At 43.8% G+C, this 23,227-nt stretch carries 24 protein-coding genes and 1 other annotated feature; of the genes, 6 read left to right on the top strand and 18 right to left on the bottom strand.

Going from position 1 to position 23,227, the window contains the following annotated elements; translation table 11 throughout:
• Nucleotides 1-218: 218 nt before the first annotated feature.
• A complete protein-coding gene (locus FGG79_RS13330) occupies nt 219-1,175 on the bottom strand; it encodes an NAD(P)H-dependent flavin oxidoreductase (RefSeq protein ID WP_138779122.1) in 957 nt (318 codons plus the stop codon).
• A 203-nt stretch (nt 1,176-1,378) separates the two neighbouring features.
• On the opposite strand from FGG79_RS13330, the gene FGG79_RS13325 reads away from it, so the two are divergent.
• Both FGG79_RS13325 and FGG79_RS13320 read left to right on the top strand, forming a co-directional pair.
• Nucleotides 1,379-1,714 (top strand): PadR family transcriptional regulator, encoded by a 336-nt coding sequence (locus FGG79_RS13325; protein WP_138779121.1) that lies wholly within the window; start codon nt 1,379-1,381, stop codon nt 1,712-1,714.
• On the top strand, nt 1,707-2,372 hold the full coding sequence (locus FGG79_RS13320; RefSeq protein ID WP_240794277.1) for a DUF1129 family protein: 666 nt from the start codon (nt 1,707-1,709) through the stop codon (nt 2,370-2,372). The genes FGG79_RS13325 and FGG79_RS13320 overlap by 8 nt, the downstream gene beginning before the upstream one ends.
• Before the next feature lie 50 nt (nt 2,373-2,422).
• Here FGG79_RS13320 and paaX read toward each other — a convergent pair whose 3' ends face one another.
• From paaX to FGG79_RS13255, 13 genes are all read right to left on the bottom strand, one after another.
• Nucleotides 2,423-3,298: a phenylacetic acid degradation operon negative regulatory protein PaaX gene (gene paaX / locus FGG79_RS13315; RefSeq protein ID WP_138779120.1), complete on the bottom strand. Its 876-nt coding sequence runs from the start codon at nt 3,296-3,298 to the stop codon at nt 2,423-2,425.
• A gap of 167 nt (nt 3,299-3,465) precedes the next feature.
• Entirely contained in the window at nt 3,466-3,687 is a 222-nt protein-coding gene (locus tag FGG79_RS13310) for a hypothetical protein (RefSeq protein WP_138779119.1), read from the bottom strand.
• Between the two features lie 83 nt (nt 3,688-3,770).
• Nucleotides 3,771-4,976: a thiolase family protein gene (locus tag FGG79_RS13305; RefSeq protein WP_138779117.1), complete on the bottom strand. Its 1,206-nt coding sequence runs from the start codon at nt 4,974-4,976 to the stop codon at nt 3,771-3,773.
• Nucleotides 4,973-5,848, bottom strand: a complete 876-nt coding sequence (locus tag FGG79_RS13300) for a 3-hydroxyacyl-CoA dehydrogenase (RefSeq protein ID WP_138779115.1) — start codon at nt 5,846-5,848, stop codon at nt 4,973-4,975. The genes FGG79_RS13305 and FGG79_RS13300 overlap by 4 nt, the downstream gene beginning before the upstream one ends.
• 70 nt (nt 5,849-5,918) lie before the next feature.
• A complete protein-coding gene (locus tag FGG79_RS13295) occupies nt 5,919-7,436 on the bottom strand; it encodes an aldehyde dehydrogenase family protein (RefSeq protein WP_138779113.1) in 1,518 nt (505 codons plus the stop codon).
• A 24-nt stretch (nt 7,437-7,460) separates the two neighbouring features.
• Nucleotides 7,461-8,234, bottom strand: coding sequence for an enoyl-CoA hydratase-related protein (locus FGG79_RS13290; protein WP_138779111.1), 774 nt, complete (start codon nt 8,232-8,234; stop codon nt 7,461-7,463).
• Between the two features lie 12 nt (nt 8,235-8,246).
• The gene (locus FGG79_RS13285; protein WP_138779109.1) at nt 8,247-9,026 is read right to left on the bottom strand and encodes an enoyl-CoA hydratase/isomerase family protein; all 780 of its coding nucleotides are present in this window, start codon (nt 9,024-9,026) and stop codon (nt 8,247-8,249) included.
• Nucleotides 9,019-9,327 carry an EthD family reductase gene (locus FGG79_RS13280; RefSeq protein WP_138779107.1) on the bottom strand — a complete coding sequence of 103 codons (309 nt, stop codon included), beginning with the start codon at nt 9,325-9,327 and terminating at the stop codon, nt 9,019-9,021. Before FGG79_RS13280 ends, FGG79_RS13285 begins: the two co-directional genes overlap by 8 nt.
• A gap of 42 nt (nt 9,328-9,369) precedes the next feature.
• Complete coding sequence (gene paaD / locus FGG79_RS13275) at nt 9,370-9,849, bottom strand: 1,2-phenylacetyl-CoA epoxidase subunit PaaD (RefSeq protein WP_481747280.1); 480 nt, start codon at nt 9,847-9,849, stop codon at nt 9,370-9,372.
• 12 nt (nt 9,850-9,861) lie between these two features.
• The gene (paaC, locus tag FGG79_RS13270) at nt 9,862-10,680 is read right to left on the bottom strand and encodes a 1,2-phenylacetyl-CoA epoxidase subunit PaaC (protein WP_138779776.1); all 819 of its coding nucleotides are present in this window, start codon (nt 10,678-10,680) and stop codon (nt 9,862-9,864) included.
• Nucleotides 10,677-11,033: a 1,2-phenylacetyl-CoA epoxidase subunit PaaB gene (gene paaB / locus FGG79_RS13265; protein WP_138779103.1), complete on the bottom strand. Its 357-nt coding sequence runs from the start codon at nt 11,031-11,033 to the stop codon at nt 10,677-10,679. The genes paaC and paaB overlap by 4 nt, the downstream gene beginning before the upstream one ends.
• A 16-nt stretch (nt 11,034-11,049) precedes the next feature.
• On the bottom strand, nt 11,050-12,018 hold the full coding sequence (gene paaA / locus FGG79_RS13260; protein ID WP_138779101.1) for a 1,2-phenylacetyl-CoA epoxidase subunit PaaA: 969 nt from the start codon (nt 12,016-12,018) through the stop codon (nt 11,050-11,052).
• 73 nt (nt 12,019-12,091) lie between these two features.
• Nucleotides 12,092-13,417, bottom strand: coding sequence for a phenylacetate--CoA ligase family protein (locus tag FGG79_RS13255; protein ID WP_138779099.1), 1,326 nt, complete (start codon nt 13,415-13,417; stop codon nt 12,092-12,094).
• Nucleotides 13,418-13,963: 546 nt separating this feature from the next.
• On the opposite strand from FGG79_RS13255, the gene FGG79_RS13250 reads away from it, so the two are divergent.
• Nucleotides 13,964-14,257 carry a VOC family protein gene (locus tag FGG79_RS13250; RefSeq protein ID WP_171050925.1) on the top strand — a complete coding sequence of 98 codons (294 nt, stop codon included), beginning with the start codon at nt 13,964-13,966 and terminating at the stop codon, nt 14,255-14,257.
• Nucleotides 14,258-14,302: 45 nt separating this feature from the next.
• On the opposite strand, the gene FGG79_RS13245 is transcribed toward FGG79_RS13250, so the two are convergent.
• Both FGG79_RS13245 and FGG79_RS13240 read right to left on the bottom strand, forming a co-directional pair.
• Nucleotides 14,303-15,904, bottom strand: coding sequence for an MDR family MFS transporter (locus FGG79_RS13245; protein WP_138779095.1), 1,602 nt, complete (start codon nt 15,902-15,904; stop codon nt 14,303-14,305).
• Nucleotides 15,905-15,917: 13 nt separating this feature from the next.
• The gene (locus FGG79_RS13240) at nt 15,918-16,373 is read right to left on the bottom strand and encodes a MarR family winged helix-turn-helix transcriptional regulator (RefSeq protein ID WP_171050924.1); all 456 of its coding nucleotides are present in this window, start codon (nt 16,371-16,373) and stop codon (nt 15,918-15,920) included.
• A gap of 246 nt (nt 16,374-16,619) precedes the next feature.
• Here FGG79_RS13240 and FGG79_RS13235 point away from each other — a divergent pair, with 246 nt between their 5' ends.
• Entirely contained in the window at nt 16,620-17,465 is an 846-nt protein-coding gene (locus FGG79_RS13235) for a YitT family protein (protein WP_138779091.1), read from the top strand.
• 109 nt (nt 17,466-17,574) lie between these two features.
• Nucleotides 17,575-18,258 carry a GntR family transcriptional regulator gene (locus tag FGG79_RS13230; RefSeq protein WP_171050923.1) on the top strand — a complete coding sequence of 228 codons (684 nt, stop codon included), beginning with the start codon at nt 17,575-17,577 and terminating at the stop codon, nt 18,256-18,258.
• A gap of 237 nt (nt 18,259-18,495) precedes the next feature.
• Here FGG79_RS13230 and FGG79_RS13225 read toward each other — a convergent pair whose 3' ends face one another.
• Nucleotides 18,496-20,052, bottom strand: coding sequence for an ABC-F family ATP-binding cassette domain-containing protein (locus FGG79_RS13225; protein WP_138779087.1), 1,557 nt, complete (start codon nt 20,050-20,052; stop codon nt 18,496-18,498).
• Nucleotides 20,053-20,155: 103 nt separating this feature from the next.
• Entirely contained in the window at nt 20,156-21,271 is a 1,116-nt protein-coding gene (locus FGG79_RS13220; protein ID WP_138779085.1) for an NAD(P)/FAD-dependent oxidoreductase, read from the bottom strand.
• 258 nt (nt 21,272-21,529) lie between these two features.
• Nucleotides 21,530-21,745: a binding site (T-box leader), on the top strand.
• Nucleotides 21,746-21,819: 74 nt separating this feature from the next.
• Here FGG79_RS13220 and FGG79_RS13215 point away from each other — a divergent pair.
• Nucleotides 21,820-23,163: a sodium-dependent transporter gene (locus tag FGG79_RS13215; protein WP_138779083.1), complete on the top strand. Its 1,344-nt coding sequence runs from the start codon at nt 21,820-21,822 to the stop codon at nt 23,161-23,163.
• The last annotated feature ends 64 nt before the right edge of the window (nt 23,164-23,227 follow it).

The following is a 23,227-nucleotide window of genomic DNA, read 5'->3' as shown; positions in this document are numbered from 1 at the left end:
GAAATTATTGTGTGTGGATGTGATTGGAATGGGTTTTGAAGAAGGTTGAGAGGCGGGCAGTGTCATGTTTTGTCGATCATTAGTAGAAACACTCTTGCAGCGACATAGAGATCAAGATTTTAAAAATGAATATAGTTTCCTCCTCACTTAATGGTTTCTTGCTATAGTAAAAAAGCGTTCCCCCTACTAAGGAAAAAACGCTTCAAAACGGTGTTCTATTAAGACTCAACATTATTTTCGGAAAGTCTATTAAAAATATCTGTGGTTTCTTTCATCATTCTCTCTACCAGTTCCTTTACCGTCGGAACATCCGACACTAGACCTGACACCTGGCCGCCATTTATGAATCCTTGATCCAGTTTCCCTTCAAGCGCCCCTACCCTATGATAGTCCTCAGAGGTCATGTGACTGAACTCATCAAGAGCCACTCCTTCTTGTTCTTTTTGAATCAATTTGGCTGCATACGGGGTCTTCATGACTCGTCTTACCCTCCCCATAGAACGGCCGACGATGACCGTACTGTCGTCCTTTGCCTCGACTAATGTAGATTTATAGTTTGCATGAAAAGGCGCTTCCTTCGTCGCAATGAACCGTGTCCCCATCTGCACTCCACTTGCGCCAAGGGCTAACATGGAAGCAAGTCCCCGTCCATCACCGATCCCTCCTGCTGCCACGACTGGGATGCTGACCGTATCGACAAGCTGTGGGATGAGGGCAAGTGTCGTCGTCTCAAGGTTCGAATTGATTCCGGCTGCTTCATATCCTTCTGCAACGATGACATCTGCCCCTGCGTCTTCTGCTTTTTTCCCTTGTTTTTTTGAGGCAACCACACAGATCACCTTTACATTATGTTCGTGGAAAAAGGGAATGAGCGGGGAAGGATTTCCTGCTGATAAAGAAACGACCGGGATTCCATGAGTCACTACCAGCCGGATCATGTCCTTCAGGTGAGGGGTGATGGAAACCGGGATGTTTAATGCGAAAGGCTTGCTGGTCCTCAATTTTGTTTCAACGATTATTTCTTCCACTTCTTCCACGCTCATCGTGCCGACTCCGATCGTGCCCATCGCCCCTGCCTCCGAAATAGCTGCCGTCAAAGGGGCATTACTGATGTTTCCCATGCCACCTTGAATGATTGGATGTTTTATATGTAGTAAGTCCGTTAATCTATTCATTTTAAAACTCCCCCTTCGTTAAATTAATGTTATACTTTTTGGAATTGTTAGACAAGTGTTGTGGATATTTCAAAACATTTGAATTTATGGTTGACAATTTCTCCCTAAACACATATTCTGGAATTACCTACTTTGCTATACAAGGTAGTTATCTTTTTATCTAAGTACCTTGTTTTGCAATATACCGATAAAGGAAGTGTCACATGTCTATCCGCAGTCAGTTATTAAAGGGAATTTTAGATGGTTGTGTTCTTTCTGTGATTGAAAATGAGCCTGTCTACGGGTATGAACTTTCTAAAAAATTGCAGTCTTCCGGTTTACAAAATGTCAGCGAGGGGACTATTTATCCTGTGCTGTTACGACTCCAAAAAAATAATTTAATTCGTGGAGAAATGCAGGCATCGGATTCTGGACCTAACCGTAAATACTATTATTTAACGGAAGAAGGGCATTCGGCACTTTATGAGATATCACAGGAATGGGAGCAAATCGCCTCACCGGTCACTACACTTTTAAAAAGGGGGAAGAATGATGATTGAAGCGAAACAGTTAATTGTATTAAACAATCAAAAAAGGGAAGAATTATCCGAAGAAAACGAGAAATATTACTCAGATTTTCTAATATACATGCGCCTTCAGCTTTCTTTATCTGAACAGCAGACCGAGGAAATTCTTATGGAAATCCTTGACCACATCATTGAAGGGCAACAGGAGGGGAAAACGGCACGAATGATTTTAGGCGATGATCCTAAAGCTTATGCCGATGAAATCATCGAACAGCTCCCTAATGAGAAGAAGAGAAGTGTTGCTCGCTTTATTTTATCTTTGTCCATGAATTTGGTAGGGTACTTGCTTATTATCCGCGGACTCGTTTTATTGATAGGTCCATGGTTTATAGAGATTAGTAGTGAAATATTTCCTGTCACTTACGGAATCATCGCATTCATTATCGTTTTCTCCAGTTTAATTGGGGTGAGAATCATCTTCTCCATTATTAACAGCTCTTTATTCAAGGAGAAACAATCCACTTTGAAAGATTCAATCAAAGCGGGCACTATGGGAATGCTTTCAATGGGAATCATTATTTGCTCCCCTTACTTCCTCCCTGACCTTGGTCCTTCTTTCATGTTTCCATGGAACGCTTCTTTCATTTCTGGAGCGGTATTATTAGGGATTTCTTATTTACTAAAAAAATAGAGGTCCGTCCCCCCAAAAAAACCACTTGCCAAACCGGCAAGTGGTTTTGATCAATCTAGCAATAATGGATGTGTCATCACGTTATAGCTCAGGTCTTTGTTTTTCAGTTCGTTTCCGTCTTCGAATACACTTTCGAAGAAGCGGGAAGCGGGTTCTGCTAGTTCTTTGTAGTATTCTCCGAACAGGGAGGCTGCGTGTGCTCCGAGCCATTTCTCAGGGAGGAGTTCTTCCGGCAATCCTGGATCAACGAAGAGGAATTTCCGGTATTCGTGGACCAGTTTCGTTCTTTCCACGAAGCATTCGGCATCACTCATCTGTCCCTTTCCAATCTTGCTTTTATCTATCATATATTGTTGACTGTACTGAGAAATGAACTCCTGATACCGGTCATTGATTTCGCTCAGGTCCCAGCTTTTTTCAATCAACCTCTGATTTTCATTCGGGCCTTTGTATTCGGCAATGAAGAAATCAACGTATTCTTTAATATCATATTTTCCAATCAGGGATTGTACTTGTTTTTCAAGATTGTTGGGCGAAATCCACGTACTCGTTGAAAGGGTACCAAATCCGCTCCAAACCAGTTCTTTTCTCAGTTCATCGCGGATGCTCCTGATTTCTTCAGGAATCGAGTACATGAGAATTCTCCATTTTCCGTCCCATTGTTCGGGCTTAAGCTTGAAGATTCTGTTCGCTGCTTCTTCCATTCGCGTCACGCCCCGTTCCGTCAGGGAGTAGTAGCTTTTGTTTCCTTGTTTCTCTGCCTGGACCCATCCTTGCTTATTCATTCGTGAAATCGCTGCACGAACCGCTTGATCATTGTGCCCAAATTCATTCAAGAGGCGAATCAAACTACCGATCCATATTTTATTTCCATAATGTCGAATGTAGTCCCCATATAGTGTAAAGATCATTGATCTTGTATTCATCGCTGGCTCTCCTTTTGTACTATCCCATTTTTTCATGACGTTAATTTTACGTTTAGTTAATATAATATCATAAACAATCCGTGAAAATAAATGAATATTCTCGTTTTATAGACTCTGTATTAAATGCAGAATAAAAAAGAGCAGGCTCCCCTTCATGAGCCTGACCCTCAATGATACACCCTCAACATCTCCAGCATCTTCACAAACGCATATGTATTGACGAACATTTCCTGCGACCAGTTCACCTCGATCCAATTCACAAGCTCTTCCTGGCTGTTAAACACTTCCCCGCTCGTATCCGCCTTCCTAACCATAAATCTGCCGTTATCCTCATCAGCCACTACGAGACAGGGAGAATCACTTTCTCTTGTTATGATTTCAAATTCCATTTTACTCACCTCAATTCTATCTTTTCTATAATAGATATTTTCTAATCACCAAATGAGCCCTGCAAAAACAGGGCCCCAGGTTATTAAGATTCAATATTCTCCACCAGCGTGGCAATCCCCTGGCCCACTCCGATGCACATGGTGGACAGTCCGTAGCGTACCTTCCTTTTTTTCATTTCATATAAAAGGGTGGTAAGGATACGGGCACCACTTGCACCCAATGGGTGACCAAAGGCAATGGCTCCTCCATTGACGTTGACGATTTCCTCATTCAGCCCAAGCTCACGGATGCAGGCAATGGACTGTGCCGCAAAGGCTTCATTTAGTTCCACTAAGCCAATTTGTTCAAGGGCAAGACCTGTTCGCTTTAATATCTTTTGCGTCGCATAGATCGGCCCCAAACCCATCACAGAAGGTTCAAGTCCCGAAGTCGCAGAAGTGACGTAGCGGGCGAGTGGTGTAACGCCCAACTCTTCCGCCTTCTCTCTGCTCATCAGTATAAGTGCCGAGGCACCATCATTGACACCGGATGCATTTCCTGCCGTCACGGTACCTCCCTGGAATAAAGGCTTCAACTTCTGCAATTTCTCATTGTTCGTTTCGGGTCTTGGATGTTCATCGATCTGGAATGTAGAGAGATTCCCTTTGCGATCCCGTAATTCGACGGGAACGATTTCTTCTTTAAACCTGTCTTCATCTATGGCGCGCTTTGCTTTCATTTGACTCCAGTAGGCAAAATGATCCTGTTCTTCCCTCGATATACCGAACTGCTTTGCCACGTTTTCAGCTGTTTCCGGCATAGAATCGGTCCCGTATTGTTCCTTCAGACGGGAATTGACGAATCGCCATCCTATCGTCGTATCAAACATTTCCATATTACCCCTTGGGAAATCCTTTGAAGGCTTTGCCATAACGTACGGAGCCCTCGTCATGCTCTCGGTGCCACCTGCAATGAAGACATCCCCTTCATCCGCTAAAATGGCCCTGGCTGCATAATTCACGGCATCGAGACCGGAACCGCATAGCCTGTTGATGGTGGTCGCTCCTACTTCAACTGGCAGACCGGCAAGGAGTGTCGACATCCGGGCTACATTCCGGTTGTCCTCCCCGGCTCCGTTTGCATTTCCTAGAACTACTTCCTCTATAGTATCCACGGGAACAAGAGGATTCCGTTCCACTAAGGCTTTAATGACATGTGCACCAAGGTCATCCGGACGTACCTCTTTCAAGGAGCCTTTGTATTTCCCGATCGGTGTCCGGACGGCATCGACAATGACAACCTCTCTCATGACTGATGCTCCTTTTCTTTTAGCTTCGTATAGTCATATACACCTTTACCTGTTTTTCTCCCCAGTCGCCCAGCCTTTACGTATTTCTCCAACAAAGGTGCCGGGCGATATTTTTCACCGAGCTTTTCGTGAAGATATTTAAGGTTATTCAATCGTGTATCCAACCCGACCAAATCTCCCAATTCAAAGGGACCCATTGGGTAGTTGAGTCCAAGTTTAATCGCTTTGTCGATTTCTTCAGCAGAGCCCAGACCCTCCTGTAACATGTAAAAAGCTTCGTTTCCTACGAGGGCGCTGATCCTACTCGTGACAAAACCGGGGAACTCATTGATGACAACCGTTTCTTTCCCCATCATCCTGGCAATCTGCCCAATGACTTCGGTGGTTTCATCGCTTGTCTCCAACCCCTTCACAATTTCAACAAGGGGCATCTTATGTACAGGATTGAAAAAGTGCATGGCGATCACTTTGTCAGGTCGTTTCGTAAAGGAGCCAATTTCGGTCGGACTCATGGTAGAGGTGTTCGTTGCCAAATAGCAATATTGGGGAGCATGGGCATCTAGCACTTCAAATACCCCACGCTTAATATCCGTTTTTTCCGGAACCGCTTCGATGACCACATCCGCATCCCGGACGGCAATCGATAGATTCGTTGAATAGCTCATAAGCTCCTTTGCTTCTACGTACTGCTGTTGTGTGAGCTTATTTCTTTCAATTCCCTTTTGAAAAATGAGGCCAATCTCATTCTTGGCATGATCCAGCTGCTCTTGTTTAATATCCACCAATGTTGTCCGGAATCCTCCTGTTGCACTTACGTAGGCAATCCCTCTTCCCATTACACCGGAACCAACGACAACGATATGCTGCGTCATATATGTTTTCCCCTTTCTTGCAATAAGGGGTTGACCCTGATAGGACAACCCCCTGCTTGATTATGTCAACTTAAACTCCAAATGGATTTAACGGACGGTTTCCAAAGTAAGAAATAATACTCTTCGTTTCTGTATAAAGATCAAGGGTTTCAACACAAAGTTCCCTGCCGAATCCTGATTGCTTATAGCCTCCGAATGGAGTACCTGGGAAAGCGGAGAACGGACAGTTCACCATCACGATGCCTGCCTGAATCGCCTTCGATACTCTTGTCGCACGACCATGGTTTTGAGTCCATACAGCCGATCCGAGTCCGAATTCGCTATCATTGGCCAATTTGATCGCTTCTTTTTCATCCTTGAACTTCATCACGACCACAACAGGTCCGAAGATTTCTTCCTTCACTACCTTCATATCGTGGTTTACATCCGTAATGATGGTCGGCTCATACCAGTATCCCTTTTCGAAGCCTTCTACTTTTGCCTGACTTCCCCCGGCAAGAATCGTGGCACCCTCTTCTTTAGCAGATTGAACATAGCCGTCGATCGTATCCAGCTGATCTTGATTGATGATCGCCCCGATATGAGTTCCTTTATCGTGTGGATCAGCAAGTTTCAGCTTCTTCGTCTTTTCCACGAATTTATCCATGAACTCATCGTAGATATCTTCATGTACATATAATCTGGAGCGCGCTTCACATGATTGCCCTGTATTATAGAAGATTCCGAACAAGGAACCGTCCACCGCTGCATCCACATCGGCATCTTCAAATACGATGTTAGGGGATTTCCCTCCTAATTCGAGCGTGACCCTTTTTAGCGTTTGAGAAGCTTTTTCCATGATGTTTTTACCGATAGGGGTAGAACCTGTGAAAGCTACTTTATCAACTTTTTTATGCTCTACCAAGTAATTCCCCACAGATGAACCTGCACCTGGGATAATATTGACAACCCCTTCAGGAACCCCTGCTTCGATACAAATTTCACCGAGAACAATCGCAGTCAGCGGTGTTAGCGTAGCTGGTTTTACGACAACCGAACAACCTGCAGCAATCGCTGGGGCGATCTTCCAAGCTGCCATCATCAATGGATAATTCCACGGAATGATCTGGGCACATACACCAACAGGCTCTTTCTCCGCTACGTTCGTGAATTGGCCCGGTACGTTATTAACGGTTCCACGGTGACCCACGATCGCTCCTGCATAAAATTCAAAGTCTTCAATAGCTTGCATGACTTGACCTTGGGCAGCCGATAACGATTTACCGCTGTCCATGATCTCAAGAGAAACCAATTCATTGAAACGGGACCTCATAATGCCTGCAATTTTGTTAAGCACGCGGGAACGTTTATTGATCGGAAACTTCTTCCATTTACCGAAGTCGAATGCATTCCTTGCTGCTTCTACCGCTTTTTCAGCATCTTCTACGGATGCAAGTGAGACGGTAGCAATGGCTTCACCTGTTGCCGGGTTGTAGGTCGTAAAGGTTTCTCCCCCACCGCTTTCCATTCGCTGACCGTTGATCACCAATGAATAATGCTCTCTTTTCATTTCAAGGACTTCAAAGCTTTGCTCTTTTACTGTAGACATAACTCCATCTCCTTTTTGTTTGAATTATTTTCCGTGAAAGACTGGTCTTCTTTTTTCCATGAAAGCTGTTACCCCTTCGCGATGATCTTCTGTCTGACCTGCGATCCGTTGGGCACAGGCTTCCTTTTCTAAGTATTCATTAAAGGATAGATCGCTGCTCCCCTTTAATAAGCGCTTCATCATACCAATTGCCTTTGTTGGCACGGAGGCGATTCTTTCAGCAAAGGCAGCCGTCTCTTCCTGCCACTCTTCAAGTGAAATAATTTTCGTGACAAGGCCCAGTTTTTCTGCATCGATCGCCTTTATCTTCTCTCCAAACACCGCAAGCTCGAGCGCTTTTGCATAGCCGACAATCTTTGATAAATAATAAAGGTTCCCTGAATCCGGGACTAATCCAACATGGACAAATGCTTGCACAAAACTTGCTTTCTCTGACACGAGCCTGAAATCACAAGCGAGGGCCAGACTGAATCCTGCTCCTGCCGCTACACCATTGACGGCCGCAATGACCGGCTTTTCACACTGCTCTATTTCTTTCACCATCGGTCCGTAATTATTCCGGAGCACTTCGCCATGGTCCATGGAGTCATCCACTTCACTTAAATCCTGGCCAGAGCAAAAAGCTCTTCCTTCACCTGTGATGACGATGGCTCTCACTTCTTCATTTCGAGAAGAGTCCTTCACAGCCTTTTGGATTTCCAGATTGAGTTGACGAATGAAAGCATTCAGTTTATCCGGGCGATTCAATGTAATCCACGCAACGTTATTTTTCACTTCATATTTAATCGTTTCGAACATGCACAAGCCTCCTTATCTCCCTTTATAATCCGGTTTCCGCTTTTCAACGAAAGCCTTCATACCTTCTTTCTGATCTTCAGAAGCAAAAAGAAGATAGAAGTTCTTACGTTCATATTGCATCCCTTCATAAATCGAGGAATCTACGGCTTTATGCACTGATTCCTTGATTAATCGCAAGGAAAGTGGAGGTTTTGAAGCTAATTTTCTCGCAAATTTCTCTGTTTCTTCTATTAATACCTCTTTCGGAATCGTCCGATTGATGACACCCCATCCGAGGGCTTGGTTTGCTGTAAATATGTCTCCCGATAACAGCCACTCCATGGCACGTGACTTTCCGATCAGCTTCGTCAGTCTTTGCGTTCCACCTGCTCCCGGCATCACCCCAAGATTCACTTCCGGAAAGCCGAAGCTCGCATCTTCCGTCGCAAATAGAAGATCACAACAAAGGGCAAGCTCGAAACCTCCACCTAACGCAAACCCCTGGACCGCGCCGATGATAGGCTTCTTAATCCAGGCAAGGCGATCCCATTCGGTGAATTGATTCAAGAGCTCTAAATCAATCGCTCCGTCCTCTGCCATTTCATCGATATCTGCTCCGGCAGCAAATGCTCTGCCCCTACCGGATAACAGGATGACTTTTACATTTTCGTTCCGGTCAAATGCCTCAAATGCATGAACCAATTCAGATACCATAGGACGATTGATGGCGTTCAGGACTTTAGGTCTATTCAATTCGATGAAACCAAGTCCGTCCCTCTCGCTCACTACGATATATTCGTACTCTTTACTCATTCACTTCTTCGCCGATCATAAGAGTGACGAGTTCAGCTGCAAATCCCATTAAGTCCTTCCCTGATGCTTTTCCTTCATCGGATTTCATCGCTGCTTTCAATGATTCATGATTGTCATAATACATTTCGCACATTAAATAATATTTGCCTTCGCCGCCCATTGGGGAACCGACGATTCTCGTTACATCCATCTTTTTAAGCCCTGGAATCTTTGAGGTAATCGGAGCGTGGGTATTGAAGTAGTGTTCATCGAATTTCTCTTTGTTTTCAGGGTGCTTGTATAATGCAATTAGTTTTACCATAGTGGAATCTCTCCTTTAATTTTCAATTGTTTAATAGATTTTTTACATCATCGTCGATATCGGCTTCATAGCTTCAAACGGATTCCGGCATTGTTTGCAGTAGAGAATGCTTCTGCAGGCGGTCGGACCGAATAGATTCTCCATGGAAGTATAGGGTGACTCACAGTATGGGCAAAGTATCTCCCAGTCCTCTTCTCCGGAGAAGTGTCGAGGGGGTGGCGCAATGCCAAATTCCTTTAGTCTCTCACGTCCATTTTCGGTCAACCTATCCGATGTCCACGGCGGAGAATAGACGAACTTCACCCTCACCCTTTGTATCCCAAGCTTTTCTATACAGGCTTTCTCCACGTTTCCTCTAATAATCTCCAATGCAGGACAGCCTACAAAAGTCGGTAGAAGCTCAATCATAAGATCATCTTCTTGATATTGGATGCGATTGACCATACCTAAGTCCACAATACTGATGGAATCAATTTCAGGGTCTTTCACAGTTTGAAGAACATCTAAAATCGTTGCAGTCATTTCCTTCATCCTTTACCAGCTTGCTGCGGGATTTGTGTTATAAACTTCGCTTAATGTTGCGAGGGCCGTATCTAAGTCAGGGGTATGTTCCCCTAGGCGTCCGTTCCCCTTTTTCATACTTACCTTCGGTGGAAAGACGAGATGAATAGATTGGAAGACCGGTTGAAGGGCCAGCTCCCAGCGCTTCGTCATGCTCTCTTCTCCTTCGATAAGAGCCATAAGAGACATTTCTTTCCCATTTGGCCCCAGGGTGAGAACACCATGAAATTCATCCAGTACCCGATCTATCGCCTTATTCATTCGGTCTCTTGCTTCGCCACCTGCATTCATCAGTTGAATGAACCAGGTTTTCCAGTGAAGCAGGTGATAGTATAATTCTGTATTGATTTTGACGGCCATTTCGGCAAGCGGTTCATAGGAAGAATTCTTTAATGCGTCAATCCGCACCTTTTTGGCGACGCTGTAGAAATAATGCCGTACAACCGTAAATGCCCAATCATAGCGAGGTTCTTTCAAGTAATGACCGGGTCCATTCACTTCTTCAAGTAGAATGGCATTCCTTCTTTCTGACGATTTCCTTCCATGAGCCAGATGGTCCTGATCTCCCTCACCCAAATCTTCCAGGAGCTGATAAAACATCGTGGCGTGTCCCATTGTGTCCTGATTAATGGAAGAAAACGCAACATCTTCTTCGATATGAGGAGCGAGTCCTAGCCATTCAGATCCTCGATAAGCAAGGATGAAATCATCATCGGCCAATTGATAAAGCAGGCTCAGCAAGGCTTCCTTATAATCTGCATTTGGGATGTCTTGTGGACTTTTCACCTTCATTTCTTCTTCACCAACTCTCCCCATGACATGATTTCTTTCTCATCGAGCATTTCCTGTTCGTACTGTCTCCATTTCTTTTTCAAATAGCCGTACCCTTTGGCATTTCGGTAATCTTTATTATCAAGCCGTGCAACACTTTCTCTTTCCTCTGGTGTCATCATTCGCACGTCTGACCGTTTTACGACCCAAATATCCGAAACAGGCTCTCTTCTCATGAAATTCTCTTGAGCCATTACCATGGCAAGCTCATGGTTCGGAGCTAACAGACTGAATTGATGCTGCATCTGTGCCCCGTCTGACCTTTTACTAAACACTTCAAATTCCTGATAAAAATTCTTCCCCTTGTCAGACATCCATTTTCATTCCCTTCTAACTCACTTGGTCACTAGGGCTTAACGCTTCACGAACCCAAGCATTGTTGTCGTAAGATAGTTCTCTTAATCGAAGGCGATCCTTGGATTTTGGCCCGTTATTGCGAATGATTTCCTTAAAACGGCTCCAATCAGGCTGCTTATAAATCCATAAGTCTTTTTCTTCATCGAAGTACATCGTGTCATCCGGAAGTGTTAATCCTAATGAGAGCATTCTCGGGACATATTTCGTGAAGAAGTCCTGGCGCAGCTGTTCATTTGTTTTCGTTCGGATGTTGTACTTGATCGTGATATCCTGTTTCGATGAACCGGTCGTTTTCGCATCACCTGGTCCAAAGAACATAAGGAGTGCTTCCCACCATCGATCTACTGCATCCTGGACTAACGCCTTTTGATCAGGAGTTCCTTCTGTCAATGCCATAATGATGGCTTCACCATGCTGGGCATGAAAGACCTCTTCCGCACAAATTCGCTTTAACGCCCTGGCATATGGTCCATATGAGGCATGCAACATATTCGTCTGAGTGATGATAGCAGCTCCGTCCACAAGCCATCCGATTAGCCCGGCGTCCCCCCAAGTAGGTGCTTCCATATGGAAGACGTTATGAAACTTTAAATCTCCTGAAAACAGATCTCGCATTATATGCTCTCTTGTTTTTCCGTAAGGCTTCATTAAATCTTCTGCTACACGAAGCAGAAGCTGCCCATGGCCCATCTCGTCCTGTACCTTTGCCATAATCCCCAGTTTTCTTCTGAGCGTAGGTGCTTTCGGTACCCATTCCTTCTCAGGAAGAGCCCCCATGATTTCACTGATTCCATGCATGGAAATCAGCTTGATCAATGCATTCCGGTATTCATCCGGCATCCAATCGTCTGCCTCAATTTTTTCGTCATTCTCGATTTTCTTCATGAAATGAGCCATCCGCTCTTCTTCAGTTAACTGCTGATTCGATAATACGTCACTCATTGTAGTCCCTCCTTTATCACACTGTTCATACGTGATCAATAAATCGTGTGATAACTAATTTTCTCAAAAAAAATTATTGAAGCATGGCCTCTCCTCTTAAATCCACAATCCGAATCGCTTTTCCTTCTGAACGGGGGATCTCTTTCGGGCCTCGTACTTTCACAGCCATGGAAACGTAACAGCGATCTTTCATCAAGGTTCTCACTCTTTCCTCCAATTGACGCATATTTTCGTGGTGTAAATCGTTAGACATGCCTTTAAAGCATTCATCCGTAACTTCCACCTGCAGTTCTACTAAGTCCAGAGCTCCCTGTTTCTTTAGATGTACCTGGTAATGGGGAGCGAGTTCATTCACCTGCAATAGAAAGTGTTCCATTTCAGATGGAAATACGTTCACTCCTCTGATGATGAGCATGTCGTCTACTCTTCCTTTTACCCGGGACATCTTCACCGTTGTTCGCCCACATGAGCATGTTCCATGCTGGATCGAAGCAATATCACCGGTTCTGTAACGGATGATTGGAAAGGCTTCCTTCGTTAAGCTCGTAAACACAAGCTCCCCGGTTTCACCCTCAGGCAGCGGTTCCAATGTATCGGGATGGATGACTTCCACCAGGAAATGGTCCTCTGCAATATGAAGGCCATCCTGTGCTTCCTGACATTCCATCGCCACCCCTGGGCCCACGATTTCACTCAACCCATAAATGTCGCACGCCTTAATATCCAGTTTCCCCTCCAACGTCTGTCTCATCGAATCCGACCAAGGCTCGGCTCCGAATATTCCATATCTCAAGGAAAGTGAAGCGGGATCCTTCCCTTGTGCTTCCATTGACTCGGCTAAATTGAGAACATATGACGGTGTGCCGCAAATGACCGTCGGCTGAAAGTCCTCCAATAAAGTAATCTGCCTGGACATGTTTCCACCCGATACCGGCACGGTGATCATGCCGAGCTTCTCACTTCCATAATGGATACCCAATCCGCCTGTAAACAATCCATATCCGTATGCATTATGGAGGACGTCCCCTGGTTTTCCGCCGGCCATGGCAATCGCCCGGGCAACGATTCCGCCCCACATATCAATATCATTCTGGGTATAACCTACAACCGTCGGCTTTCCGCTCGTACCGGAGGAAGCGTGAACCCTAACCATTTCTTCCCGTTTAACCGCAAACAGTCCGAACGGATAATGATCCCGAAGATCCTTTTTATATGTAAGCGGTAACATTTTTAAGTCTGCCAAAGACTTTACATCCCCAGGCTTCAGACCTCTAAGGTCAAACTGTTCCCGGTAAAAAGGGACTCGTTCATACACATAGGATGCAACATGTTGCAGTTTCTCTAGTTGAAGGCGTTCCATTTGCGATCGACTGGCAGTTTCAATCTCATGCAAAATCAATATTTCAGCCTCCCTGTCCTTATATAAAAATATATTTATATAACGTTATTTATTCGTTTGTATAAATATGTGTTATATTTAACTACTCAAAAGATAACGTGTCTGTGGAAAATTGTCAATATATTTTCAGAAAATTTAATAATTAAAAAGAGGATATAGATAATTAATCTACAGTAGCCGTGGCGTTCATTTGAAGTATTGAACGGTTTCGCCGTTATATTTTAAATTTCGCCGTTAAAAATGAGATTTCGCCGTTATATTCAAAATATAGCCGTTAAAATGAAAATTTCGCCGTTATCCGGTCTACTGTTCTGATAACCCACTCGATTATTTGAAACTTCTCCTGCCGACGGGTAATCGAATTGAGTTACCTGCTATGAAATAGCTCTATTCGATAGAAAATAATGTTATTTCGACTAAACTAAGCAACGTTTTCTCTACATCTATTGCAGCGTCTGGAGACCTTCCAACTTTGCTGACTTTGTGCCTCAGCTGAAACAAAACAACCGTTCTTCCTTTCAACTGACTAATAATGTGGCAGTGGGCGTGCAGCATTATATGGAGCCAATCCAATTTTATTCAAACATTATCGGCATGAAAGAAGAGACGCACGGAGAAAAGGAAACAATGTTTACGATTAACGGTCGGAATTTCTTTATTGAAAACAGTGAGCATAATACGGTTTATTTCGAGTTTGCTGTGGATGATTTTGAAAGGAGCAAAAAGAAGCTTTTAGACAGCGGGTGTAAAGTGGATCATATCTATCATGAGCGAAGTGAAATGATTTCTGATCCATTCGGACTGAAGTTTCATTTGTATGAGGTGGGGAAAACCAAATAGGAATAAAAAGCTTGCTTTGAAGTCAATTCAAAGCAAGCTTTTTGTTTATTCTGTAGCCGGTTCAAGTGCCGGTTCTTCTTTGGACGCTTCTTGCTGCAATTCTTTATCCCGCTTAATCTTCCCATTCCCGACGGATAAGGCTACCCCTACACCGATTGCAATGAAGATCAAACCTGTTAAGAAGACGGTAGTAAATGCATCGGACCATGCTGTTTCAATGGAAGTGATCACGATGCTCCCAATTTCTTTCGGAACTGCCAGTAAACCTGGCGTTACTAGCAATCCGAACAATGCATCCGTTTTTTCACTTAGATCCGTAAGAATCTGACCTGCAGCAGGATTTTGTTGCCCTGCGGCCACTTCTTTCATATTGTCTTGAAGAGATTGATTCATGACAGCGTTCAATATGGTTATCCCAATCGTCCCTCCGATTGAGCGGAAGAAGGTAGCCGATGAGGTGACAGCCCCTAGTCTTGATTTTGGGAATTCATTCTGAACCGCAATCATGAGTGTCGGCATCACGAGACCCATTCCGAATCCCATTACAATCATATACAAATATGCTGTATATTCCTTGGAGGTTGGGCCCATGGTACTCATCAAGAAGAATCCTACAACCGTAATCAGCATTCCTGACGTAAGTACGGTACGATATTGCAATCTTAGCAATAATCTACCGCCAATAATACTTGCTGTGATTAAGGCGATCATCATCGGCGTCATGGTTGATCCAGCTTGAGTTGGCGTAACCCCGAGGATCCCCTGCATGAACATCGGCACAAACATGATCGCACCGAACATCCCCAATCCCAATAGGAAACCTAAGGCATTGGTTGTAGCAAATACTCTATTTTTAAACAGGCTTAAATCAAGAATCGGTTCTTTCGCTTTGTTTTCAATAAAACCAAACAATAGCAGTAAGGCAATCGATCCACCAAAAAGCATAAAGCTTGTTCCTGAAGCCCAATCGAATTTGTCCCCACCGAAATTCAAGCCAATCAATAATAAGACCAATGCCGGAATAAGGGTGATGATCCCTAAGTAGTCGATGCTTACCTTATCTGTCGGGCGACCTACATTTTCATACTTCAGACCAACGAATAATAGAAGTGCCGATAGTAATCCAAATGGTACATTAATTAAGAAAATCCAATGCCAGCTGATTGTATCAACGATAAAGCCGCCAATGAAGGGTCCGATGACAGAGCTTAAACCGAATAACGCCCCGAACACACCTTGCCACTTGGCACGCTGCTCAGCTGTGAAGATATCCCCAATGATGGTTTGGGACAGTGGCATAATCATTCCTCCGCCAATCCCTTGCAGTCCACGATAGAGAACGAGTTGCTCCATGGAACTAGCTGTGGCACAAAGGCCAGATCCGATAATAAAAATGATGACTCCGATTAAATACAATAAACGTCTTCCATATAAATCCGATAATTTCCCAACGATCGGTGTAACTGTCGTGGACGTAATTAAATAAGCTGTGGTTACCCATGCAAAGATGGAAAATCCGTTCAGTTCAGCGATGATTGTCGGCATAGCTGTCCCGACTACCGTTTGTTCAAGGGCACTAAAGAACATACCGATAATCAAACCGGTCAGAACTAAGCGTCTATTGATCCCTGGTTGTTGTACTGTCATTATTGTTCTCTCCTTATTCTTCTGAAATGTTCTCTACAGCTGCAGCCAGCTTTTCGTAAATCGATACAAGCTGATCGACATCTTCTTCATCAAGATATGCTAGGTAACGTGAGAAGACTTTCCTTCTCATGTCCTTCGCTTTCTCATAAACCTCTCGCCCCTCAGATGAAAGCATTAAATTTACAATTCTCCTGTCATTCTCATCTCTCTCCCTGACAACGAGGTTATGTTTCAGCAAACGGTCGATCATTACTGTGATAGCACTCGGCTTAACTTCTAACTTTTCCGCTAATTCCGTTGACTTGATACGTTCTGATGCAGACAAGAGATACAGGATATAAAACTGTGGCACGGTCAGATTCATGTCTTTTAATTGAGAGGACATCTCTTGCTGAATATGCCGATTCGAAACCTGAAAAGCGGCAAACAAGCGATCTATATATGAATGCTGGATATGTTCAGAGTTCACTTTATTCCTCCACTTCATTTCAATCAATTAATATTTAACCTATTTAAATATTAATGAGGTGACCCAAAAAAGTCAACATCTTTTTCTCATCAAATTCCGCCTTATAAATAGTCAGAAAACATCCATTATAAAAACTTTTATAAGTAAATGCTTACATGGAAATTTATCATTTACATCCTGTTCTTCACTCTTTATAATCGGGTTGATTGTTTTTCAAACTACCGTTACTAAAAAGGAGCTTGCTGCATGATGAAACAAGTTCAATCCTTATTAAATATAAGCCTTGGTGCTTTTTTAATTGCACTGAATATACATTTTTTCTTGTCACCAAATAAAGTCGGCACAGGTGGTACGAGCGGAGCAGGCATCGTGTTGGCGCAATTCATAGACTTACCTGTCGGAGTTATCATGTTTACACTTGATATGATTTTATTCATTCTCGGTTTGGTATTGCTCGGTCCGAGTTTTGGTGTTAAATCCGTATTCGCAAGTCTTACACTCAGCGGAATGGTTTGGGGGTTAGAGGTGTTTCATCCCCTCCAAAACCCCATCGGCCATGATGTTCTCATTCAGATTGTAATCGGGACGCTCATAGGAGCCATCGGAGTTGCTCTGATCTTTAATCAGGAAGCGTCCGCAGGTGGAACCGGGGTGCTGGCAAAAATCATCCATAGGTTCACAGGTCTTGACCTTGGCCGGGCGGTTCTCGCTTCCGACATTCTCATTGTCATTGCGTCAACGTGGTTCTTTGGACTCCAAATTGGATTGTATGCCTTCTTTGGACTGCTGTTAAAAGGGATGATGATTGATCGCACCCTTCAGTTTTTCAATGAGAACAAAGAAGTGGTGATCATTAGTGAGCATAGTGAAGAAATCAAGGAGTTCATCGTCTTAGACCTTGAAAAAGGAGCTACCGTGCATTCAGCCAAAGGTGCTTTCTCGGATGATCAAAAAGAGGTCATCACCACCATTGTTGGACGCAAGGAATTCTCCCAATTGAAATCCTACATTAAATCCACCGATGAGAAAGCATTCATTACGGTTCACAAAATGAACGAAATTTGGGGCCAAAACTTTAAATCATTTGCTTAAAAGGCTGGTTCATTCAGGTGTCTTCATATAGAAGGCACCTGATTTTGGATCAGCCTCTTTTTCATATATGATAGACAGTAGGAAATTTTAGATTGAATGGATGATGACCGTGAAGAAGAGACAGACCACAGAGCTAAGAGTATATGACCATCTGAAGGACGCGTTATTGGCCCGAAAGATTGCACCAGGGACCCAGCTTGTCGAGCAAATCATTTCTGAAAAAATGGCTGTGAGCAGGACCCCCATCAGACATGCGTTGAAGCGGCTGCAAACAGAAGGCCTTGTTCAGATCATCCCGAATCGTGGAGCTTTTGTCGTCCATCCTACAAGGGAAGAGATTATTTCTTTCTTTGAATTAAGAAAAGAAATAGAATTCCTGACTGTGAAGTACGGGCTCCCTAAAGTGAAAAAGTCCGATTTACCGAAGCTTTATGCGTTTCTTGAAGAAGAACAAGAAACCTACAAACAGAAGAACCTGTTAAAATATGTTGAACTCAATAAACAATTCCATTTATTCCTCGCTGAAGTGAGTGGCAATAAATTCCTGATGCGTTATATGGATGAAATGCTTACTCAATCCAATGTCTATCTGTTTTTATTTGATGTGTTTTATCATGTTGAGCCAGGTGAAAATGTCCGATTTCGTGAACACGAAGAAATGGTGAAGGCAATTGAAAACAAGGATCAGGAAACACTCCTAGAATTAATTGACCTTCATATGAAGCACAGCTTCGATGATTTACGCTTAGAGGATAAAGGATATTCTTCTTTGGAGTCGGTTTTAGTAGAGTAGTTTTGAAGCTCTTTGTAAATATTAGTGATAGGTTAGAGGATGCCGAAGATTTTTCTAATCATACCAAAAGATTTTAAAAAGCCTCCTCCCTCGTGTTTCAAACGTGGGAGGAGGCTTGGCCGTTCGTCCGCCGGAAAGCGAAGCCGTTTCCCTCACCATCTACCGCATTCACTCATAGACAGAGCCTTGGCAGTTCCTATGTTAGAAAACAACAATCTTTGCGAAAATAGCCTTTGATTAAAATAATTTCGTCGTCCAGTCTTCACAGTTCCATACTTCTGTCGCTACATCCAGGTAGAATTCAGGTTCGTGACTGATTAAGAGGACGGTGCCTTTGTATTCCTTCAGGGCACGTTTCAATTCTTCTTTCGCATCAACATCCAAGTGGTTGGTTGGCTCATCAAATACAAGAACGTTCGATTCTTTATTCATTAGTTTACAAAGACGTACCTTCGCTTTCTCTCCACCGCTCAGTACTTCTACCTTGCTTTCGATATGCTTGGTAGTCAAGCCGCATTTTGCAAGGGCCGCACGCACTTCCGCTTGATTGAATGACGGGAACTCGTTCCATACTTCCTCAATACACGTATGGTTAGTTTTCGTCTTGATTTCCTGTTCGAAATAACCGACATGGAGATAGTCTCCAAGCTCCACCGTACCTGAAATGGGTTTGATTTCGCCTAAAATACTTCGTAATAAAGTCGTCTTCCCGATTCCGTTGGCTCCTGATAGAGCAATCTTCTGACCACGTTCCATCTTGAGGTTGAGAGGTTTGGATAATGGCTCATCATACCCAATTACAAGATCCTTCGTTTCAAAAATAACCCTGCCGGCGGTTCGTGCTAGTTTAAAATGGAACTCAGGCTTCGGTTTCTCACCGGCCAGTTCGATCATATCCATCTTATCCAGTTTCTTCTGACGGGACATAGCCATATTCCTTGTCGACACACGGGCTTTGTTACGGGCAACGAAATCCTTCAGCTCGGAAATTTCCTTCTGCTGTCTCTTGAAAGCAGACTCAAGCTGCTGCTTTTTCATTTCATGGACTCGCTTGAATTCATGATAATCCCCTGCATAACGATTCAATTCCTGATTTTCCATATGATAAATAAGATTAATGACACTATTTAAGAATGGAATATCATGTGAGATCAAGATAAACGCGTTTTCATATTCTTGCAGGTAGCGTTTTAACCAGGTAATATGCTGCTCGTCAAGATAGTTAGTAGGCTCATCAAGAAGGAGGATATCCGGTTTTTCAAGTAAAAGCTTAGCCAGTAAGACTTTCGTCCGCTGACCTCCACTTAGATCGTGGACATCCTTTTCCAACCCAATATCGTCTAATCCGAGGCCACGGCCGATTTCTTCCACCTTTGCATCGATAATATAAAAATCATTATTCGTCAGGGCATCTTGGAGCGTCCCGGTTTCTTCCAGTAATTCTTCCAACTCTTCAGGAGATGCTTCTCCCATCTTGGCAAAGAGCTCATTCATTTCAGTTTCCATGTCAAACAAGTATTGGAATGCTGTCTTCAACACATCCCGAATCGTCATGCCTTGCTTAAGCTGTGCATGTTGATCTAAATAACCAATACGGCTCCGCTTTGCCCATTCCACTTTACCTTCATCAGGCTCAAGCTTCCCGGTAATGATATTCATAAATGTAGACTTTCCTTCTCCATTTGCACCGATCAAGCCGATGTGCTCACCCTTTAACAAACGGAAAGAAACGTCATTAAAAATCGCACGGTCACCGAAACCGTGGGTTAAATTTTGAACTGTTAATAAACTCATATTCTAAACACCTTTTCTTCCTATACTAAAATTCGCTTCCTCCATTATAAGGGTCATTCCACTTAGAAGATAGAGGGAATTGAGCTAGTGTTTTTTTCTTTTTTCATTCGATTGCAAGAGCTACATCATAGTCGGCAGGATTGAGCTCAGTAGGTTCACCTAGCACCAGTTTGGCAAGCTCCGAACCAAGATATGGTCCAACCGTCAACCCAGATGCCCCAAGACCATTCGCCACCCACACGTCACTGAATCCAGGCATTGCACCGAAAACCGGGAGAAAGCCCGGAGTAAAGGGGCGAAACCCAACCCTCGACTCCAGTATTGTCCCATCCACAATTCCCGGAGCAACCTCTATCGCTTTGTCGAGAATTTCATGGAGTCCTCCAGCTGTTACCCGGTAATCTAAGCCTACATCATTTTCATGTGTCGCTCCGGCTACGACTCTTCCTTCTGGAAACGCAAGAAGGTATTGATCATTAGGCGGCATGACGACCGGCCAATCTACAGTCTCTCTTTCGCCAACTTCCAAATGGAGAATTTGCGCTTTTTGGGAGGAGACAAGAAAGTTTATCCCCAAGGGTTGAAAAAGCTCTTTCGCCCACGCGCCCGCTGTCACAACCACTCCGTCCGCCGAAAGGATTTCCTCACCTAGTTTGACGCCACTGATCCTATGATTGTCGTTTAACAACCTGGCATCACCTTTACGAAATGAAGCTCCGTGCTTTTTAGCACCGTTCAAAAGAGCATCACGTAACAATCTTCCATCCACTCGCGCAGCGCCACTAACATGAACGGCACGATATTCTTCAGAGAGCAACGGAAAATGCTGACGTGTTTCCTCTGAAGTCAGAAGGGTGAGATCTCCGATTTCCGGGGCGTCCTCCCTGCGCTTCTCGGCTCTTTCAACCATTTTTTGAAGCTTATTTTCATCCGTATGAAGGCTGATCGCCCCTACACGCTTATAACCTGTTTCAGTTTCGCCGTCCGCTTCAAGCTGTCGGATGATGTCCGGATAATATTTCGCTCCACCCTTTGCCATCCGATACCACACTTTATTCCTGCGCTGTGACAGCCACGGACAGACGATCCCGGCGGCGGCACCTGTCGCCTGTCCTGGTTCGTGACGGTCTACGACAGTGACTGCAGCACCGGCTTTAGCAAGATGGTACGCTGTAGACGCGCCCAGGATGCCGGCACCAATGATAATATATGATTTCATCTAAAACACCTTTTCATTCGACTTTTCTTTATTCTACTTGAGAAAAAAGTGGAACTCAATGGGACGGGGATAGGATGTATGATCTCTATGTAGTACCCTTTTGATGCACCAGGTCAATTTGACCTTGTTGTACCTGGTACCCCCACCTCCTAACTAAATCCAAAAACCCCCACCATTCCCAGACAATTCTCACACCTTTTCCCAAAATAGATTGACAAGTTGATTTAATTCATGATAAAAATTGAATAACCTAATATTGAATAAGCTTTGAAGGAAACTAGTAGCAAACATTTCCCTGTTGAAGAGAGCCGATGGTTGGTGTGAATCGGTACAAAGATGTTTTAGTGAATTTCGATTCCGGAGCTTCTTTTGACGAGATCAAAAGACGGTGAATGCCGTTATGTGTGAAGAGTGATGAGAAAGATGTTTTTCTCATAACTAGGGTGGTACCGCGATATTCAAATCGTCCCTACGATATGTAGGGGCGATTTTTTTATTTGTTCAAATATCTCCCCACGCATCAATTAAAAACAGAAAGGAGAATAAAAATGAGTCAGCGTGAACAATGGTCATCAAAAATCGGCTTTATCCTGGCAGCCGCCGGGTCTGCAATCGGATTGGGGGCCATATGGAAATTCCCTTACACTGCCGGTCAAAATGGAGGCGGCGCTTTTTTCCTGATCTTCATCTTATTTACTTTACTACTTGGACTTCCATTACTATTGGCCGAGTTCTCAATTGGACGGACCGCTGGGAGCAACGCGGTTGATTCGTATCGAAAAATAGCTCCCGGATCGAAGTGGCACTGGGTTGGGATTCTTGGGATGATTACATCCTTTATCTTACTCTCCTTCTACAGTGTAATCGGCGGATGGATCGTTGTTTATTTATTCAAAGCCGTAACCGGGCAATTAAATCACCTTTCATCGGATCAATATGCGGAGGTATTCGGTGCAACGATTTCCAATCCGGCTACCAGTGTATTCGTTCAATTTCTCTTCATTTTAATGACCATTATTGTGGTAGCAAAAGGGGTTCAAAAGGGAATTGAACTGGCCAGTAAAATTATGATGCCGGCATTATTTATCTTATTTATTTTCTTAGTCATACGGGCCGTAACACTTGATGGAGCAGTTGAAGGAATTACTTTTTTACTTCAACCTGACTTTTCCAAAGTAACGTCCCAGACGATTTTAGAAGCGATGGGACAATCGTTTTTCACATTGAGTGTCGGTGTTTCAGTCATGGTGACCTACAGCTCTTACTTACCTAAAACACAAAGTCTGCCTAGGTCGGCCATCTCAATTGTTGCGATGAATATTTTCATCGTCCTGTTAGCGGGCTTAGCCATTTTCCCTGCCGTCTTTGCCTTTGACTTAGAGCCAGGAGCCGGTCCTGTACTACTATTCAATGTACTGCCTACCGTCTTCAGCCAGTTGCCTTTCGGGATGTTCTTCTTCGTTGCATTCCTTGTCCTATTTTTATTCGCAGCCTTGACTTCTGCGTTTTCAATGCTTGAAATCATCGTATCGGTCATTTCAAAAGGGGAACAAGAAAAACGCGTGAAATGGTCTTGGATTATCGGTCTTGCGATTTTTGTTTGTGGTATTCCATCTGCATTATCTTTCGGAATCCTTGGTGATATCACCCTATTTGGAAAAACCATTTTCGACTTAGCTGATTTCGCCGTCAGCAATGTATTGCTTCCAATAGGAGCCTTACTCATTGCACTATTCGTGCCGATGAAAATGAAAAAAACTGCTCTATATGAAGAATTAAAGCTAGGAAGCGGGTTGAAACGGGGATTATTCGAAACATGGTACTTCCTGATCCGTTTTGTGGCACCAGTCCTAATCATTGTTGTGATGCTTGATGTACTTGGTGTATTTTAAGTGAATGAGACGGATATAGCTGCCAGATATGAATGAAACCTACGCTTATTCTTTCTAACTTTAA

Origin of the sequence: Bacillus sp. BHET2, from assembly GCF_005938125.1 — a bacterium.
Lineage (GTDB): Bacteria > Bacillota > Bacilli > Bacillales > Bacillaceae_B > Rossellomorea.
Note: the sequence above shows the minus strand (reverse complement) of the source record. Positions and strands in the feature narration are given on the sequence as shown.